11 protein-coding genes are annotated in these 17,748 nt (G+C 72.5%); 4 read left to right on the plus strand and 7 right to left on the minus strand.

What is annotated here, in order from left to right:
• Positions 1 to 27: 27 nt before the first annotated feature.
• Together NUT86_RS11305 and rpsA are read right to left on the minus strand one after the other, a co-directional pair.
• Positions 28 to 978, minus strand: coding sequence for a PAC2 family protein (locus NUT86_RS11305; protein ID WP_026169758.1), 951 nt, complete (start codon positions 976 to 978; stop codon positions 28 to 30).
• A 680-nt stretch (positions 979 to 1,658) separates the two neighbouring features.
• Positions 1,659 to 3,179: a 30S ribosomal protein S1 gene (gene rpsA / locus NUT86_RS11310; protein WP_018090357.1), complete on the minus strand. Its 1,521-nt coding sequence runs from the start codon at positions 3,177 to 3,179 to the stop codon at positions 1,659 to 1,661.
• A 376-nt stretch (positions 3,180 to 3,555) separates the two neighbouring features.
• Here rpsA and NUT86_RS11315 point away from each other — a divergent pair, with 376 nt between their 5' ends.
• Positions 3,556 to 4,374, plus strand: a complete 819-nt coding sequence (locus NUT86_RS11315; RefSeq protein WP_274734938.1) for a class I SAM-dependent methyltransferase — start codon at positions 3,556 to 3,558, stop codon at positions 4,372 to 4,374.
• Between the two features lie 82 nt (positions 4,375 to 4,456).
• Complete coding sequence (gene hrpB, locus NUT86_RS11320) at positions 4,457 to 7,147, plus strand: ATP-dependent helicase HrpB (RefSeq protein ID WP_274734940.1); 2,691 nt, start codon at positions 4,457 to 4,459, stop codon at positions 7,145 to 7,147.
• Positions 7,148 to 7,153: 6 nt separating this feature from the next.
• On the opposite strand, the gene NUT86_RS11325 is transcribed toward hrpB, so the two are convergent.
• The 3 genes from NUT86_RS11325 to NUT86_RS11335 form a co-directional block, all read right to left on the minus strand.
• Positions 7,154 to 8,155 (minus strand): DUF3068 domain-containing protein, encoded by a 1,002-nt coding sequence (locus NUT86_RS11325; RefSeq protein WP_037741899.1) that lies wholly within the window; start codon positions 8,153 to 8,155, stop codon positions 7,154 to 7,156.
• A gap of 96 nt (positions 8,156 to 8,251) precedes the next feature.
• Complete coding sequence (locus NUT86_RS11330; RefSeq protein WP_018090353.1) at positions 8,252 to 8,386, minus strand: SPW_0924 family protein; 135 nt, start codon at positions 8,384 to 8,386, stop codon at positions 8,252 to 8,254.
• 183 nt (positions 8,387 to 8,569) lie between these two features.
• A complete protein-coding gene (locus NUT86_RS11335) occupies positions 8,570 to 10,384 on the minus strand; it encodes a lytic transglycosylase domain-containing protein (RefSeq protein ID WP_274734944.1) in 1,815 nt (604 codons plus the stop codon).
• 151 nt (positions 10,385 to 10,535) lie between these two features.
• On the opposite strand from NUT86_RS11335, the gene NUT86_RS11340 reads away from it, so the two are divergent.
• Positions 10,536 to 11,492: a DUF4184 family protein gene (locus NUT86_RS11340; protein WP_274734945.1), complete on the plus strand. Its 957-nt coding sequence runs from the start codon at positions 10,536 to 10,538 to the stop codon at positions 11,490 to 11,492.
• 50 nt (positions 11,493 to 11,542) lie between these two features.
• Here NUT86_RS11340 and NUT86_RS11345 read toward each other — a convergent pair whose 3' ends face one another.
• Both NUT86_RS11345 and polA read right to left on the minus strand, forming a co-directional pair.
• A complete protein-coding gene (locus NUT86_RS11345) occupies positions 11,543 to 12,241 on the minus strand; it encodes a rhomboid-like protein (protein ID WP_159490561.1) in 699 nt (232 codons plus the stop codon).
• 193 nt (positions 12,242 to 12,434) lie between these two features.
• Complete coding sequence (polA, locus tag NUT86_RS11350) at positions 12,435 to 15,173, minus strand: DNA polymerase I (protein ID WP_159490399.1); 2,739 nt, start codon at positions 15,171 to 15,173, stop codon at positions 12,435 to 12,437.
• Positions 15,174 to 15,377: 204 nt separating this feature from the next.
• Here polA and NUT86_RS11355 point away from each other — a divergent pair, with 204 nt between their 5' ends.
• Positions 15,378 to 17,678, plus strand: a complete 2,301-nt coding sequence (locus tag NUT86_RS11355; protein ID WP_274734947.1) for an FdhF/YdeP family oxidoreductase — start codon at positions 15,378 to 15,380, stop codon at positions 17,676 to 17,678.
• Positions 17,679 to 17,748 lie beyond the last annotated feature (70 nt).

Raw genomic sequence — 17,748 nt, forward strand, 5'->3', positions numbered from 1 at the left:
CACCGCCGTCACCCGCCCGCGCCGCCGTCACCCGCCCGCTCCGCCGTCGCCCTCCCGCTCCGCCAGGAAGCGCTCGAAGTCCCTGCCGATCTCGTCGGCCGACGGCAGTTCCACCGGCTCGGCCACCAGATTGCCCCGGCTCTCCGCCCCGGCCACCGCGTCGTACTGATGCTCCAGCCCGCTGACCAGCGCGACCAGCTCCTCATCGCCCTCCGAGATCTGCCGCTCGATCTCCTCCTGCGTCCGCAGCGCCTCCGTACGCAGCGAATGCGCGGCGCCCGGAAGCACCAGGCCGGTCGCGGCCGTCACGGCCTCCAGAGCGGTCAGGGCGGCGTCCGGGTACGCGGACCGGGCGATGTAGTGCGGTACATGCGCCGCCACCCCCAGGACATCGTGTCCCGCCTCCGCCAGCCGGAATTCGATCAGTGCCTCCGCGCTGCCGGGCACCTGCGCCTCATCGAAGAAGCCGCCGTGGCCGGGCATCAGATCGGTGCGGTTGCCGTGCGGGGTGATGCCTACGGGGCGGGTGTGCGGGACGCCCATGGGGATGCCGTGGAAGTTCACCGAGAGGCGCACGCCGAGCCGCTCCACGATCTCCTTCACGGCACCCGCGAAGCGCTCCCACTCGACGTCCGGTTCGGGTCCGGACAGCAGCAGGAACGGCGCATCTGTGGTGTCCCGTACGAGCCGCAGCTCGATGCTCGGGGTCTCGTAGGCGGTCCAGCGGCTGCGCTCGAAGGTGAGCAGGGGGCGGCGGGCGCGGTAGTCGACGAGGCGGTCGTGGTCGAAGCGGGCGACGACCTCGTTCGGCAGGCCGTCCAGCAGTCGTTCCACGATCTGGTCGCCGGTCTCGCCGGCGTCGATGTACCCGTCGAAGTGGTACAGCAGCACCAGTCCGGCGGAGTCCCTGGAGGCAAGCGCCTCGACCTCCGCGAGCCCGCTCGGCTCCCATTCGTACAAACCCTGGGGATCCAACACAGTGACTGCTCCTCCTCGTTCTCATGAGCGGCAACACACGACCCGGCGCAGTCATTCCCGACCACGGAGAGGAACCGCCCTCCCGTGCACACCGCCCAGCCCCACACCAGAGCCAGTCCCCCACCGCACCGGTCCCACACACCGAACCCCGCCTCGCCCGTCCGAAACCGGCTTCATCCGGCCCCACGTGACCGGGTCCGCCATGCCGCGTCCCCCTGACGCCGCATGCCCACGGGAGCCCCCAGGGCCTTCCGCCCACAACGGGCCCCGCCGCCTCGCTGCCGACCGTCCCTACCCCGGTCCGTCCCGCTCCCGACCGCCCCTCTCCCCATCCAGCGGCAGCAACTCCAAACCCCCTGCAAAGAAGCCGCGTTCCCCCTCGGCCCCCAACCACCCAACCCTCAACCCCCAAGCCGTCAGCCACTCCAGCGGCGGCCACTCAGCCCCAGCAAGCCCAGCCCGCACTTCCCGCCACCAAGCCGGCACGCCACGCGGCCACGCGGCCACGAGCCAACCCACCCGCCGTGCCACCGCCCACCCCGAGCACACCGCCCGCCCCCGAGGCACCGAAAATCCCCACGCCTCCAGCCTCCGGCACCCCACCCCCGAACACGACGAAGGCCCGCTCCCCCTTAGGGGAACGGGCCTTCGTCTATCGGCTAGTGCCTATCGGCGAGAGCTCAGCTCTGGCCGCCGGCCAGCTTCTCGCGGAGCGCGGCGAGCGCCTCGTCCGACGCCAGGGCGCCGGAGTTGTCCGCCGACTCCGAGGAGTACGAGCCGCCGCCACCGGCGTTGCCGCCGCCGGCCTGGCCGCCACCCTGCGCCGCCGGTGCCGCGGCACCCTCGGCCGCAGCCTGCTCGTCGGCCTCGCGGGACTTGATGACCTGAGCCTGGTGCTGCTCGAAGCGCTGCTGCGCCTCGGCGTACTGGTTCTCCCAGGCCTCGCGCTGAGCCTCGTAGCCCTCGAGCCAGTCGTTGGTCTCGGGGTCGAAGCCCTCGGGGTAGATGTAGTTGCCCTGGTCGTCGTAGGACGCGGCCATGCCGTACAGGGTCGGGTCGAACTCGACCGCCGACGGGTCGGCACCGAAGGACTCGTTGGCCTGCTTCAGCGAGAGGCTGATGCGACGGCGCTCGAGGTCGATGTCGATGACCTTGACGAAGATCTCGTCGTTGACCTGGACGACCTGCTCCGGGATCTCCACGTGGCGCTCGGCCAGCTCGGAGATGTGGACCAGGCCCTCGATGCCCTCGTCGACGCGCACGAACGCACCGAAGGGAACGAGCTTGGTGACCTTACCCGGGACGACCTGACCGATCTGGTGGGTCCGGGCGAACTGCTGCCACGGGTCTTCCTGGGTCGCCTTGAGCGACAGGGAGACGCGCTCGCGGTCCATGTCGACGTCCAGGACCTCGACCGTGACCTCCTGGCCGACCTCGACGACCTCGGACGGGTGGTCGATGTGCTTCCAGGACAGCTCGGAGACGTGGACGAGGCCGTCGACGCCGCCCAGGTCCACGAAGGCACCGAAGTTGACGATGGAGGAGACGACGCCGGAGCGCACCTGGCCCTTCTGGAGGGTGGTGAGGAAGGTCTGGCGGACCTCGCTCTGGGTCTGCTCCAGCCAGGCACGGCGGGACAGGACCACGTTGTTGCGGTTCTTGTCCAGCTCGATGATCTTGGCCTCGAGCTCCTTGCCCACGTAGGGCTGAAGGTCGCGGACGCGGCGCATCTCGACCAGGGAGGCCGGGAGGAAGCCACGGAGGCCGATGTCGAGGATGAGACCACCCTTGACGACCTCGATGACGGTACCGGTGACGATCCCGTCCTCTTCCTTGATCTTCTCGATGGTGCCCCAGGCGCGCTCGTACTGGGCACGCTTCTTCGAGAGGATCAGGCGGCCTTCCTTGTCCTCCTTCTGGAGGACCAGGGCCTCGATCTCGTCGCCGACGGCAACGACCTCATTGGGGTCGACGTCGTGCTTGATCGAGAGCTCGCGGCTCGGGATGACGCCTTCGGTCTTGTAACCGATGTCGAGCAGGACCTCGTCCCGGTCGACCTTCACGATGACGCCGTCGACGATGTCGCCGTCGTTGAAGTACTTGATCGTCTCGTCGATCGCGGCGAGGAAAGCTTCCTCGTTACCGATGTCGTTGACCGCAACCTGCGGGGTGGTGGCGGTGGTCTCGGTGCTGCTCGTCATGTGGGAAAGGGCTCCGGTACGGACATTGAAGTCGTAGGTACTGCTACGCCGAGAGCCCGTATCGCCTCTGCATAAGCCGGACAGTGTGAAAGGCGAATCTTGGGGAGCCCGCAAATGCAGAGCATCCGGAACGACCCGAAACGCCTCAAAACCGAGGGGACATACATACAGATGCGAGCGCGGCCTGCTCCGTCTGAGGCGCGCAAGCCCGCAGCGCAACTTGTAGCATACGGGGGCAGCCGGACCCGGTCAATGCGCGAACGCGCACACCCGGGGCAGAACGCCCCATAACCGGCACACGCGATGTTCCGCGAGGTCGAACGGCCTCACAGTCCCTGCAGCGACAAGCAGAGCAAAGACTACGACGACGGGCGGCATGAACCAAGACCACGAGCCCGAGGCGACCCGCCGTGACGCCTCGGACACCGAAAGCAGCCGGGCCAGCCGTGGATGGTGGGACCGCAACGCCGACGAGTACCAGAGCGAGCACGGCGCGTTCCTGGGGGACGACCGGTTCATCTGGGGCCCCGAGGGGCTGGACGAGGCGGAGGCCGCGCTGCTCGGGCCGGCCGCCGAGCTGAAGGGGCGGCGGATCCTGGAGATCGGGGCCGGCGCGGCGCAGTGTTCCCGCTGGCTGGCGGCGCAGGGCGCGCTCCCGGTGGCGCTGGACCTCTCCCACCGGCAGCTACAGCACGCGCTGCGGATCGCCGGCGGGGCGGACGATGCCACCGAGCTGGTGGAGGCGGACGCCGGGGCGCTGCGGTTCCGCGACCACAGCTTCGACCTCGCCTGCTCCGCCTATGGGGCGCTGCCCTTCGTCGCCGATCCGGTGCGGGTGCTGCGGGAGGTGCGCCGGGTGCTGCGGCCGGGTGGCCGGTTCGTCTTCTCCGTCTCCCACCCCCTCCGGTGGGCCTTCCCCGACGAGCCGGGGCCCGAGGGACTGTCGGTGTCGGCCTCCTATTTCGACCGCACGCCGTATGTGGAACAGGACGAGTCCGGGCGGGCCGTATATGTGGAGCACCACCGGACGCTGGGCGACCGGGTGCGGGACGTGGTGGCCGCCGGGTTCCGGCTGGAGGATCTCGTCGAGCCGGAATGGCCCGGGTGGAACACCCAGGAGTGGGGCGGCTGGTCCCCGCTGCGCGGGCATCTGATCCCGGGGACGGCGATCTTCGTGTGCACGGCGGAGGCTTAAGGGCCTGCCGGGCGGGGCCGTAGCCCGGTGCGGGCCCGGGGCAGCAGACCGGGGTACGGGGCCGGGGCGGCAGACTGGGGGCGTGATCCGCCGTGACGCCCTCGACCAGCTGCCCGTCCGTACCGCGCTGCCCGCGCTGCGCGCCGCCCTCGACGGACCCGGGAGTGCGGTGCTGTGTGCTCCGCCGGGTACCGGCAAGACGACGTCGGTGCCGCTGGATCTGGCGGGCCTGACCGGCGAGGGGCCGGTGCGGCGGGTGCTGGTCGCCGAGCCGCGCCGGATGGCGGCCCGTGCGGCCGCGCGGCGGATGGCCTGGCTGCTGGGCGAGGAGGTCGGCACGGGGGCGGCCCCGGCGCAGGGATGGGGGCCGGTGGGGTTCACGGTGCGGGGTGAGCGCCGGGCCGGGCCGCGTACCACCGTGGAAGTGGTGACCACCGGAGTGCTGCTGCAGCGGCTGCAGCGCGATCCTGAGCTGGCCGGGGTCGATGTGGTGGTGCTCGACGAGTGCCATGAGCGGCATCTCGACGCCGATACCTCCGCGGCGTTCCTCCTGGACGTACGGGAGACGCTGCGGCCCGAGCTGCGGCTGGTGGCGGCGTCCGCCACGACGGACGCGGAGGGCTGGGCGCGGCTGCTGGGCGGAGCGCAGGGTGCCGCGCCGGTGGTCGAGGCGACGGGCGTGTCGCATCCCGTGGAGGTGGTGTGGGCGCCGCCGGAGCGGCCGGTGCGGCCGGCGCACGGGACGCGGGTGGATCCGGCGCTGCTGACGCATGTGGCGGGGGTCGTGCGCCGGGCGCTGCGCGAGCGGACGGGCGATGTGCTCTGTTTCCTTCCCGGGGTCGGGGAGATCGGGCGGGTCGCCGGGGAGCTGGCCGGGGTGGACGCCGAGGTGCTGCAGGTGCACGGGCGGGCGCCGGCCGAGGTGCAGGACGCCGTACTGGCGGGCGGGGACGGCGTACGGAGAGTGGTGCTGGCGACGTCGGTGGCGGAGTCCAGCCTGACCGTGCCGGGCGTACGGGTGGTGGTGGACAGCGGGCTGGCGCGGGTGCCGCGGACGGATCATGCGCGCGGGCTCAGCGCGCTCACCACGGTGCGGGCCTCCCGTGCGGCGGCCCGGCAGCGGGCCGGCCGGGCGGGGCGGGAGGCACCGGGTGCGGTGTACCGCTGCTGGGCGGAGGGTGAGGACGGGCGGCTGCCGGCCTTCCCCGATCCGGAGATCAGGGTCGCCGATCTGACGGCGTTCGCCCTGCAGGCGGCCTGCTGGGGCGATCCGGCAGCCGACGGGCTCGCGCTGCTCGACGCGCCGCCGGCCGGGGCGCTGGCCGCGGCGCGGGAGGTGCTGACGGCGATCGGCGCGGTGGACGGGGCCGGCCGGGCGACGGAGCGGGGCGTGCGCATGGCGCGGCTCGGGCTGCATCCGCGGCTGGCGCGTGCCCTGCTGGACGGGGCGCCCGAGGTCGGTGTGCGGCGCGCGGCGGAGGTGGTCGCCCTGCTGAGCGAGGAGCCGCCGCGGGCCTATGGGGACGATCTGGCGGCGGCGTGGCGCACCGCGCGGCGGGGCGGCGATGCGTACGGAGCGCGGTGGCGGCAGGAGGCGCGGCGGCTGGCGTCGGCGGCCGGGGAGCCGCGGGGCGGTTCGGGTGCGGGCGGGGAGCCACGGAGCGGTTCGGCTGCGGCCGGGGAGTCGCGGGGCGGTTCGGCTGCGGGCGCGGACGGCGGGCGTGGTGCCGGAGCCCAGCTCACCGACGACGCCGTGGCCGGTCTCGTTGCCGCGCTGGCGTTCCCGGAGCGGGTGGCCCGGGCCCGCCGTAAGGGCAGTTATCTGATGGCGTCCGGCACCGGGGCCGAGCTGGCGGGAGCGCAGGCAGGAGGGGGGCACCGGCCGGGCTCTTCGGGGCCGGGGGACGGTTCGGGGCTGCGGGACGCGGAGTGGCTGGCGGTCGCGGTGGCGGACCGGCCGGTGGCGGCGGCGTCGGCGCGGGTGCGGCTCGCGGCGGTGATCGACGAGGAGACGGCCTGTGCGGCGGCGCCGGCGTTGTACGCCTCGGGTGAGGAGGTCCGCTGGTCGGAGGGGGACGTGGTGGCCCGGCGGGTGACCCGGCTGGGGGCGATCGAGCTCGCGGCCCGGCCGCTGACCGCGCCGGACCCCGGGCTGCTGCGGGACGCGGTGGTGTCGGGCCTGCGGCGGGAGGGGCTCGGGCTGCTGCGGTGGCCTGCCGCCGCGGTGTCGCTGCGGCAGCGGATGGCGTTCGTGCACCGGGAGTTGGGCGCCCCCTGGCCCGATGTCTCGGATGCGGCGCTGCTGGAGTGCGTCGAGGAGTGGCTGGGGGTGGAGCTCGGACGGGCGCGGCGGCGGGCCGATCTGGAGCGGGTCGACGCGGGGCAGGCGCTGGCCCGGCTGCTGCCGTGGGCGACGGGCGAGGCGGCCCGCTTCGACGAGCTGGCGCCGGAGCGTATCGAGGTGCCGAGCGGTTCACGGGTGCGGGTGGATTACGGCGGTGCGCAGCCGGTGCTGGCGGTCAAACTGCAGGAGCTGTTCGGCTGGCAGGAGTCACCCCGGGTGGCCGGCGGGCGGGTGCCCGTGCTGGTGCATCTGCTCTCCCCCGCGGGGCGTCCGGCCGCCGTCACGGCCGATCTCGCCTCGTTCTGGCGGGACGGATACCGGTCCGTACGCGCGGAGTTGCGTGGCCGCTACCCGAAGCATCCCTGGCCGGAGGACCCTTCGGCGGCGGAGCCGACCCGGCACACGTCGGCGCGGCTCAAGCGGGGCTGAACGGCGTCACGGACCGCCGCCGTCGGCCGTAGCCATGGGGGCGGGTGGCCGGGCCGGTGCGGTGGCGGGGCGGCGGCCGCGGGCTTCGAGGTGCAGGCTCAGGGCGAGCAGCGCGGCGCCGAGGAGCAGGAAGCCCCAGGGGAGGTAGCGGGTGAGCAGGAGGACGAGGGTGCGCTGTGAGCTCACCAGGGCCACGGTGGAGTCGACGTAGTCGGGGCGCATCTTCACATGGCCGGCGAAGGCGGTGACCTTGCCGCCGCCGGGCAGCAGATCGCCGCCGCGCAGCTCTTCCTTGTGGATCTCCTGGCCGTTGACGGGGGCGCCGGTGACCGGCTCGACCCAGAACATCCGCTTGGTGGTGTACCAGCGGGTGGTGCCCATCTTCTCGACGGACTGCGGGGTGATGCCCTTGACCGGCATCTTCTTGGGGAGGGCGACCTTGGTCCAGGGGATGGTCTGCTCGAAGTAGTAGACCTCCAGGCCGCGGAAGGTGCGGGTCCCCTTGTAGTGGATGGGGGCCGAGGTGCGGGTCTGGGCGTCGAAGTAGGTGTAGTCGCGCCGCTCGGTGAGGAACGGCCATTTGTACTCGATGCCCTCGCGGCGCACCGGGTCGCCGTCGACCATCTCGCCGGTGGCGTGCACGGGTTCCTGGGAGTGCGCGTCGAAGAGGTAGCGCTCGGGGATCGCGGAGACCATCTTGCCGTCGGGCCCGGCGACGTAGGACAGCGTGTCCCAGACGACGAGGTCCCGGCCCGCGGACTTCTCGATCCGGTCGGAGGCGGCGACGTCGCCCTTGAGGGTCTGCACGATGGTGACCTTCGGGACGCGTTCGGCCTTCATCGTCCCGTAGTTGAGGAGGGTGGCGGGCCGGGCCTCCAGGACCATGGTCTGGTACTGGCCGGGCGGGATCTTGGCGAGCCGAGGGAAGGCGTACCACCGCATCAGCGGGGACAGGGCGGTGAAGAAGACGGCGCAGGCGAGCAGCACCAGGCTCGCCCTGCGGCGCATACCGCGCCCCGGCCGGCGCCGGCCGGGTTCGGCCGGCGGCCCGGATGGGGTCCTCGGGGTGGGCACAGTACGGCGCATGGCGGTCGTGTCCCTCCCTCAGGGGTGCTTGGGGACGGTGGTCAGCAGGGGCTTGGGCGAGGTCGTACCGCTGGGCGCGCCGGCCGCGGTGAGGGTGAGGACGAGGGCGAGCGCCGCGGCCAGTCCGACCGCGGCTGCTGTCAGGGCGCGCATGGTCGGCCTCCCGGGAGCTGATACGGCGTCAGGGCGGGGGCACCGTAGCAACGGGCGGCGGAGATGAGAACACGTTGCACCGCCGTCCTGCCCGGGACGGCGGGCAGGACGGCGGAGACATACCGGGCGCGGATACCGGCCCGGGGTGCGGAACCGGCCGCGCGGGCGGGCCGGGTGACTCGGTCAGGAGCCGGCCGCGGCGGCGACCTTCAGCTTGACGGTGAGCACGGCGCCGTCTGCGGTGGTCAGCCTCAGCAGGAAGGTGCCCGGGTGCGCGTCGGTGTAGATCTTCGGGAGTTTCAGCAGGCCGTCGGCGTCCGTGGTGAGCCCGGTGAGCGTGCGGACCGGCTTGTGCTTGGCGGCGCCGGTGGCCTCGGGGTCCTTGAAGTAGGGGCCCTTGTCGTTCTCCACGGGCTGCTTCGGGTCGTCGGTGACCATGGTGGCGGTGACGGCCACACCCGCCGCGATCTTGTCCTGGTAGGTGGCCTTGATCTCGACCGCGTCCTCCGCGAAGGCCTTTCCGGCGGTCGCCGTCAGCTCCTTGTCCGAGGTGCGGGCGAGTTTGTCGGCCTTCGGGGCGGGCCTGGCCTTGACGGTGGCGCCGAGCTCGACGGCGGGCGCGGTGTGCGCCACGGTGGTGACCCGGATGTGGAAGGCGCCGGTCCGGTCGCCCGCGCGCAGGGTGGGGGCGGTGGCCAGGCCGTTCTTGTCCGTCTTGACGGTGACGGCGGTCGCGTCACCGGGGAAGCGGGCGTCGGTGGCCGCGGGGAGGGTGAAGCGGACGGGGGTGCCGGCGACGGCCTTGCCCTCGGCGTCCTGGGCGCGGACCTGCGGCGGGGTGGCGAACTCGGCGCCCGCGGTGGTGCTCAGGTCCTTGTCGCCGACCCGGACGAGGGCGGTGGGGTGCGCGGGCCCGGTGGGCGGCTCGGGGGTGGGGGTGGGCTTCTGGCTGGGCGGCTCCGTGCCGCCCGGTGTGGGGCCGGTGCCGTCCGGGCGCCCGGGCTTGCCCGGGTCGTGCTGCTGCCCCTTGCCGGGCTTGTGTCCCTTGCCGGGCTTGCCGGATCCGCCGGGGCGCGGGCTCTTGTCCGGCTTGCCGCCGTGGCCGTGGTGCCGGCGGCCTTCGGACCGGCCGCCGTTGTCGTCGTGCCTGCCGGCGTCGCGGTGGACCGGCAGGACGCCCTTGCCGTCCGGCACCTCGTGGGTGCCGTTGCGGTAGAACGCGTACCAGGACAGCACCGTGCGCAGGTATTCCTCGGAGTGGTTGTAGCCGAGGATCGCCCGGTCCAGGTCGTCCTGGGCCGTCAGATCGCGGCCGCCGGCGCAGAGATAGCCGCCCGCGGCGAGCGCCGCGTCGAAGACGTTGTGGGGGTCCTTCTTGCCGTCGCCGTTGCCGTCGGCGCCCCAACCGGCGCCATCGGGGCCGCCGGTGGACCAGGTGGACGGGATGAACTGCATCGGGCCCACGGCACGGTCGTGGGTGAGGTCGCCGTCATAGCGGCCGTTGTCGGTGTCGGTGATACGCGCGAAGCCGCGGCCGTTGAGCTGCGGGCCGAGTATCGGCCGGAGGGTAGTGCCTTCGGCGTCGACCGCTCCGCCGCGTGCCTGTCCGGATTCGACCTTGCCGATCCCGGCGAGCAGCTGCCAGGGCAGCCGGCAGCCCGGGTCGTCGGTGCCGAGGGTGGAGGCGGCCTTCTTGTACGCGGCCAGCACGGTGGCGGGCAGACCGGCCTCGGCGGGTCCCCTGCCGGCGGCGGGGCCCTGGCCGTTGTGGTCCGAACCCCGGGGCGGCACCGGGCTGTTGAGGGGCGGCAGGTCGGTGTAGTACCCGGAGCCGCCGTCGATCGGGACGTCCGCCGGGGGCGGGGCCGGCTGCCGCTTGGCGGCCGCGTCGCCGGTGGCGCCCGGCGCCTGAGATGCGGTCAGCGCGGCAAGCACCAGGGCCGCCACGGCCGTCGAGGCCGCTCCCCTTTGGAGCCGCCGTCGGAATGTGGCTGCCATACGTGGTTCCCCTCCGCATTGCCGTACCGCGCTCCTGACGCGGTATCGCGCTCCCCAGCGCTCCAACTCAGGCGACACTACGACAAGTCGGGCCCGGCATCTACCACCCACATCAGACACATAATGATCCGTATCGATCGAGGAGAGGTATATGCCGTTCACGCTCAGCCATGCCGCCGCCGTGCTCCCGGCCGTCCGGCGGACCGGTGCGGCCCGCGGTCCGCTGGTCGCCTCGGCCCTCGTGGCGGGGACGTTCGCACCCGATATGACGTACTACGCGGACACCCTGGTTCCGGGCGGTATGGCCTTCGGCGAGGTCACCCACTCGCTGACCGGTGTGCTGACGGTGGATGTGCTGGTCACCGTGGCCCTCGTCGGCGGCTGGCTGCTGGTGCGCGAGCCGTTGGCCGCGCTGCTGCCCCGGGCGTGGCGCGGCCCGGTCCACACCTTCCTCCGCGGCCGGCCCTGGCGGCCCCGGGGACCTCGTGAAGTCGCCGTCCTGGTGGGCTGGTTCCTGGTCTCGGCGGTACTCGGGGCGGCAACCCATGTGGTCTGGGACGCGTTCACCCACCCGGGCCGCTGGGGCACCCGGCTGGTTCCCGGTCTGGACCGGGTGGTGGGCGGTCTGCCGGTCTACACCTACGTGCAGTACGGCACCTCGGCGCTCGCGCTGGCGGCGATGGGCGCGTTTCTGTGGCCGGTGCTGCGGGGGCGGGGCGGCGGCAGCGCGGCGGCCGCGGCATCCGCGCCCGTCGCGGTACCGGTGGAGGTGCCGGTGCTGAGCGTACGGCTGCGGCTGCTGCTGACCGCCCCGCTCGCACTGTGTGTGGCGGCCGGTGCCGTGCACCGTGTCCTGCGGGCGCGCGCCGTATACGGTCCCGCGGCGGCCTGGCTCGACTACCTCCCGACCGTGCTCTTCGGCGCCGGGGCCGGACTCCTCCTCGGACTGCCGCTCTACGCGGTGGCCGTACGGCTGCTGCACCGCCGCACCCGGGGAGTTGACGCCATGGGGCGGCTGCCCGCGCCCACGGTGCGGACCGCGCCCCGGGCGGTGTCGCCGTCGGGCGCCGCTGCCGGGTCACGGAACACCTCGCCCCACGACGGGTGATGCAGCCCGGCGAACCTGCTGGGCGTCCACGCCCGCCGCACCCCGTCGGGCTACTCGACGAGAGCCGGGGCGGGCTGCGGCACGGGGGCCGGGGCGGCGCGCCGGGCGGCCCGCAGCAGGAAGGCGCCGCAGCCGAAGCCGATGGCGGCCGCCAGCAGATGTCCGACGGTGGTGAAGTCGGGCAGCACCCCGCTCCAGTCGCCGCCGAGCACCGGCCAGGCGACGACACCGGCCGCCGCGAGCCACCGGGCCCGGCGCAGCAGGAGCGCCCCCGTCGCGAGCACCGTCTCGGCCCCGTAACTGATGCCGAAGTCGGCGGCGTGCCGGACGCTCTCCGGGTACCAGCCGTGGGCTAGGGCCACAAGGATCAACGGCACGGTGAGCAGCGTGGCCGCGAGATGGCCGAGGACGAAGATGCCGTAGGCCCGCCCCGCTCCGTACCGTCGCTCCAGCCACGCCAGGCATACGAGGACGCCGAGCCCGAGCGTGATCAGCGTGCCGGCGAAGGCCTCCGAGGTGATGTCGGTCAGTGTGCCGTCGAAGAACAGCATGCTGCCCGCCAGCACACGGACCGGACGGTCCTGGAGATTGTCCAGATGAGTACTGACGCCGAGCACCACCCGCTGGGCCTCCGCGGTGGACAGCACCGCGGTGCACCACAGATGGGTCGACAGCAGCAGTGCCGCATAGCCGGCCGTGACCGGGCTGCGGGAGACATAGGTGCCCAGGGCTCGGGCCGCACGGCGCATCACGGGGTGATCAAAGCAGAGCGCTTTTGCGGGGAACAAGATCCATGACGCGGCGGGCGACGACCGGGTTCGGGCCGATACCAAACGGGTCGGAACCGGCCGCAACTCGGCGCGGTGCGGGCCGGGTTGCGGGCGGGGCGGCCGGCCGGGGGCGGCGCGGGGTGTCCGCGCCGTCACCGGCCCGCTTCGCGGCTCAGTGCGCCGCCGACTCCCAGTCCTTGCCGGAGCCGACCGAGACGTCCAGCGGCGCGCTCAGTTCGACCGCTGCGGCCATTTCGCGGCGGACCAGTTCCTCGACCTTCTTGCGTTCGCCGGGGGCCACCTCGACGACGATTTCGTCATGGACCTGGAGCAGCAGCCGGGACTCCAGCTCCGCGGCCCGCAGTGCCGCGTCGACCCGCAGCATCGCGATCTTGACGATATCGGCGGCGGTGCCCTGGATCGGGGCGTTCAGCGCCATCCGCTCGGCCATTTCGCGGCGCTGGCGGTTGTCGCTGTTGAGGTCGGGGAGGTAGCGGCGGCGGCCGAGCATGGTCTCCGTGTAGCCGGTGGCGCGGGCCTCCTCCACGACGCGCTGGAGGTAGTCGCGCACCCCGCCGAACCGCTCGAAGAAGTTGTCCATCAGCTTGCGGGCCTCATCGGGCTGGATGCCCAGCTGCTGGGAGAGGCCGAAGGCCGACAGCCCGTACGCCAGGCCGTAGGACATCGCCTTGATCTTGCGGCGCATCTCCGGGTCGACCTTGGTCTTGTCGACCGAGAAGACATGGGAGGCGACGGTGGTGTGCAGGTCCTCACCGGAGGTGAACGCCTCGATCAGGCCCTCGTCCTCGGAGAGATGGGCCATCACCCGCAGCTCGATCTGGCTGTAGTCGGCGGTCAGCAGCGATTCGAAGCCCTCGCCGACGACGAAGCCGCGGCGGATCGCCCGGCCCTCGTCGGTGCGCACCGGGATGTTCTGCAGATTGGGGTCCGTGGAGGACAGCCGGCCGGTGGCCGCCACGGTCTGGTTGAAGGTGGTGTGGATCCGGCCGTCGGCGGCGATGGTCTTGATCAGGCCCTCGACGGTGGTGCGCAGCTTGGCCTGCTCACGGTGCCGGAGCATGATCACCGGGAGCTCGTTGTCGGTCTGGGCGGCCAGCCAGGCGAGCGCATCGGCGTCGGTGGTGTAACCCGTCTTGGTCTTCTTGGTCTTGGGCAGGCCCAGCTCGCCGAAGAGGACCTCCTGCAGCTGCTTGGGCGAGCCCAGGTTGAACTCATGGCCCGCGGCGGCGTGCGCCTCCTTGACGGCCTGCTGGACGGCGCCCGCGAACTGCTGCTCCATCCGCTCCAGCCAGCCACGGTCCGCGGCGATACCGGCCCGCTCCATCCGGGCCAGCAGCCGGCTGGTCGGCAGTTCCACATTCCCCAGCAGATCGGCCGCGCCGACCTCCGCCAGCTTCGCCTCGAACGCCGTCCCCAGATCGAGGACCGTGCGGGCCTGCGCCATCAGGGCCTCGGCCTCGGCCTGCTCGTCAGCGCCGAACGCCAGCTGGCCGTCACCGGCCGCGGCCGGGGCGAGATCACGCCCCAGGTATTCGACGGACAGCGCGTCCAGCGCGAAGGAGCGGCGGCCCGGCTTGACCAGATAGGCGGCCAGCGCGGTGTCCATGGTGACCCCGTCGATGCGCCAGCCGTGCTCGCCGAAGACCCGCATCAGGCCCTTGGCGTTGTGCATCACCTTGGGGCGGGCGGCGTCCGCGCTCCAGGCGGCGAAGGCCTGCTCGTCGGCCTCGTCGAGCTGGGACGGGTCGAACCAGGCGGCCGGGCCGTCGGGGGCAGCCAGCGCCACCTCGGCGACGCTGCCGCTGCCCAGCGTCCAGACGTCGACCGTGGCCACACCCAGCGGTCCCGTGCCGTGTTCGGCCAGCCACGGAGCGAGTTCGCCGGTGCCGATGACCGTGCCGTCCACCTCGACGCCGGCGGCGGGGGCGGCCTCGTCTGCGGCCTCCTCGGCGCCCGGGTCGACGGCGTGCAGCCGGTCCCGCAGGCCCTGGTTGCGGATCTCCAGTGCGTTGAGGAACACCGTGAGCGCCTCACGGTCATAGGCCTCGCGGGTCAGCTCCGCCGGGCCGCACGGCAGCTCGACGTCGCGCACCATCTCCGTCAGCCGGCGGTTGAGCTTCACCGCGTCCAGGTGCTCGCGGAGGTTGGCGCCCGCCTTGCCCTTGACCTCGTCGGCGCGCTCCACCAGCTCCGCGAACGAACCGAACTGGTTGATCCACTTCGTGGCGGTCTTCTCGCCGACGCCCGGGATGCCGGGGAGGTTGTCGGACGGGTCACCGCGCAGCGCGGCGAAGTCGGGGTACTGGGCGGGGGTCAGGCCGTACTTCTCGAAGACCTTCTCCGGGGTGAAGCGCGTCAGCTCCGAGACGCCCTTGGTGGGGTAGAGGACCGTGACGTCGTCGGAGACCAGCTGGAAGGAGTCGCGGTCGCCGGTGACGATCGAGACCTCGAAGCCCTGTGCGGTGGCCTGCTCGGTGAGCGTGGCGATGACGTCGTCGGCCTCGAAGCCGTCGACCGCGAACCGCTTGACCCGCATCGCGTCGAGCAACTCGCCGATCAGCTCGACCTGGCCCTTGAACTCGTCGGGCGTCTTGGAACGGTTCGCCTTGTAGTCCGCGAACTCCTCGGACCGCCAGGTCTTGCGGGAGACGTCGAACGCCACCGCGAAATGCGTGGGCGCCTCGTCGCGCAGGGTGTTCGCGAGCATCGACGCGAAGCCGTAGATCGCATTGGTCGGTTGTCCCGTGACGGTCGTGAAATTCTCCACGGGCAGGGCGAAGAACGCCCGGTATGCCATGGAATGCCCGTCCATCAGGAGCAGGCGGGGACGACCGCCCGCCGCCGCATCGGTCCCGGTCGCTTCGCTCTTCTTCGCTGCCTTTGCTGCCACGCCCCCGATCCTGCCACGCCCCACTGACAATCCCCGCCGCGGCGGCCCCGGGCCGCGCCGCACACCCGGCCGCTCCCGTTGTCCACACCCCGGCGATCGCCTCTGCACCTCCCCCCGCGTCCGTGACAGGATCTGCTGCGTACCGCAACGATCCGCCGGGCTCCGGCGGAGCGCGCACCAGCTCACGGCTCAAGGGAGAGCGCCATGGCAGGCAAGCCGCCCGCGTCGGACCCCGTCCAGGACGCGCCCCAGGTCAGCGAACCCCAGCACTCCGCCGTCGGGCTGCCGGCCATCACCCACGCCCTGCGCATCTCCCAGCAGCAGATGGGCGTGCGGCGCACCGCCCTGACCCTCCTGCGCGTCAACCAGCCGAACGGCTTCGACTGCCCCGGCTGCGCCTGGCCCGAACCCGACAAGCCGCACACCGCCGAGTTCTGCGAGAACGGCGCCAAGGCCGTCGCCGAAGAGGCCACCCTGCGCCGCGTCACCCCGGACTTCTTCACCGAGCATTCGGTCGCCGACCTCGCGACCCGCAGCGGCTACTGGCTCGGCCAGCAGGGCCGCCTCACCCACCCCATGTACCTCGACGAGGGCGCCGACCACTACGAGCCGGTGACCTGGGAACGGGCCTTCGACATCATCGGCGAGGAGCTGACCGCCCTCGGCTCCCCCGACGAGGCCGTCTTCTACACCTCCGGCCGCACCAGCAACGAGGCCGCCTTCCTCTACCAGCTCTTCGCCCGCGAATTCGGCACCAACAACCTCCCCGACTGCTCCAACATGTGCCACGAGTCGTCGGGCTCCGCCCTGACGGAGACCATCGGCATCGGCAAGGGCAGCGTCCTCCTGGAGGACCTCTACAAGGCCGACCTGATCATCGTCGCCGGCCAGAACCCGGGCACCAACCACCCACGGATGCTCACCGCCCTGGAGAAGGCCAAGGCCGGCGGCACGAAGATCATCTCGATCAATCCACTGCCCGAGGCCGGCCTGGAGCGCTTCAAGAACCCGCAGACCCCCCGCGGGCTGGCCGGCGGCGGCACCGCGCTCACCGACCTCTTCCTCCAGGTACGCCTCGGCGGCGACCAGGCGCTCTTCCGCGCCCTCAACCGCTGCCTCCTCGACACCGAGGGAGCCCTCGACGAGGACTTCATCCGCGAACACACCCATGGCTTCGAGGAGTTCGCGCGCACGGCCCGCGCCGATGACGACTGGGACGAGACGCTGCGCGCCACCGGCCTGACCCGCGAGGAGATCGACCGCGCGCTCGCCATGGTCCTCGGCTCACGCCGCACCATCGTCTGCTGGGCGATGGGCCTGACCCAGCACAAGCACTCCGTCCCCACCATCCAGGAAGTCGTCAACTTCCTTCTGCTGCGCGGCAACATAGGCCGCCTCGGCGCCGGTGTCTGCCCCGTCCGCGGCCACAGCAACGTCCAGGGCGACCGCACCATGGGCATCTTCGAGCGGCCCGCACCCGCCTTCCTCGACGCCCTGGAGAAGGAGTTCGGCTTCGCCCCGCCCCGGGAGCACGGCCTCGATGTCGTGCGCGCCATCCGCGCCCTGCGCGACGGGCAGGCCAAGGTGTTCTTCGCGATGGGCGGCAACTTCGTCTCCGCCACCCCCGACACCGACGTCACCGAGGCCGCCATGCGCCGCGCCCGGCTGACCGTCCATGTCTCCACCAAGCTCAACCGCTCGCACGTGATCACCGGCGCCCGCGCACTGATCCTGCCGACGCTGGGCCGTACGGAACGCGATGTGCAGACCGGCCCGGACGGCAGGCGCACCGAACAGTTCGTGACCGTCGAGGACTCCATGGGCATGGTGCACGCCTCGCGCGGCCGCCTGGAGCCCGCCGGCCCCCAACTGCTGTCCGAGACGGCCATCGTCGCCCGCCTGGCCCGCCGCGTCCTGGGCGCCGGCAGCCGCACCCCCTGGGAGGAGTTCGCGCGGGACTACGCGACGATCCGCGACCGTATCTCCCATGTCATCCCGGGCTTCGAGGACTTCAACACCAGGGTCGCCCGCCCCGGGGGCTTCGCCCTCCCGCACGCCCCCCGGGACAGCCGCAGCTTCCCCACCGCCACCGGGAAGGCCAACTTCACCGCCGCGCCCGTCGAATACCCCACCGCCCCGGAAGGGCGGCTGCTGCTGCAGACGCTGCGCTCCCACGACCAGTACAACACCACGATCTACGGCCTCGACGACCGCTACCGCGGCATCAAGAACGGCCGCCGGGTGGTGCTCCTCCACCCCGATGACGCCCGCGAACGGGGCCTGGCCGACGGCGCGTACACCGACCTGGTCAGCGAATGGACGGACGGCAGCGAGCGGCGCGCGCCCGGCTTCCGCGTCGTGCACTACCCGACGGCCCGCGGCTGCGCGGCCGCCTACTACCCCGAGACCAATGTGCTCATCCCGCTCGACCACACCGCCGACACCAGCAACACCCCCGCCTCCAAGTCCGTCGTGATCCGCCTGGAGAGCCCCCGCGAGGACTGACCACCACCGGCAGGCCGGCGGGAACAACCACCCCGCGCTGAGCGCTTGCTCAGGAGCCTGATAGGAACAG

The sequence above is a fragment of the Streptomyces sp. G7(2002) genome, from assembly GCF_028870195.1.
Classification (GTDB): Bacteria; Actinomycetota; Actinomycetes; order Streptomycetales; family Streptomycetaceae; genus Streptomyces; species Streptomyces nigrescens.

Coding starts and splice junctions, on each gene's coding strand:
- NUT86_RS11345 (WP_159490561.1), bottom strand. CDS start 12,241: ATGCGCCGTGCGGCCCGAGCCCTGGGCACCTATGTCTCCCGCAGCCCG.
- NUT86_RS11335 (WP_274734944.1), bottom strand. CDS start 10,384: ATGGCAGCCACATTCCGACGGCGGCTCCAAAGGGGAGCGGCCTCGACG.
- NUT86_RS11325 (WP_037741899.1), bottom strand. CDS start 8,155: ATGCGCCGCAGGGCGAGCCTGGTGCTGCTCGCCTGCGCCGTCTTCTTC.
- NUT86_RS11355 (WP_274734947.1), top strand. CDS start 15,378: ATGGCAGGCAAGCCGCCCGCGTCGGACCCCGTCCAGGACGCGCCCCAG.
- NUT86_RS11330 (WP_018090353.1), bottom strand. CDS start 8,386: ATGCGCGCCCTGACAGCAGCCGCGGTCGGACTGGCCGCGGCGCTCGCC.
- NUT86_RS11340 (WP_274734945.1), top strand. CDS start 10,536: ATGCCGTTCACGCTCAGCCATGCCGCCGCCGTGCTCCCGGCCGTCCGG.
- rpsA (WP_018090357.1), bottom strand. CDS start 3,179: ATGACGAGCAGCACCGAGACCACCGCCACCACCCCGCAGGTTGCGGTC.
- NUT86_RS11315 (WP_274734938.1), top strand. CDS start 3,556: ATGAACCAAGACCACGAGCCCGAGGCGACCCGCCGTGACGCCTCGGAC.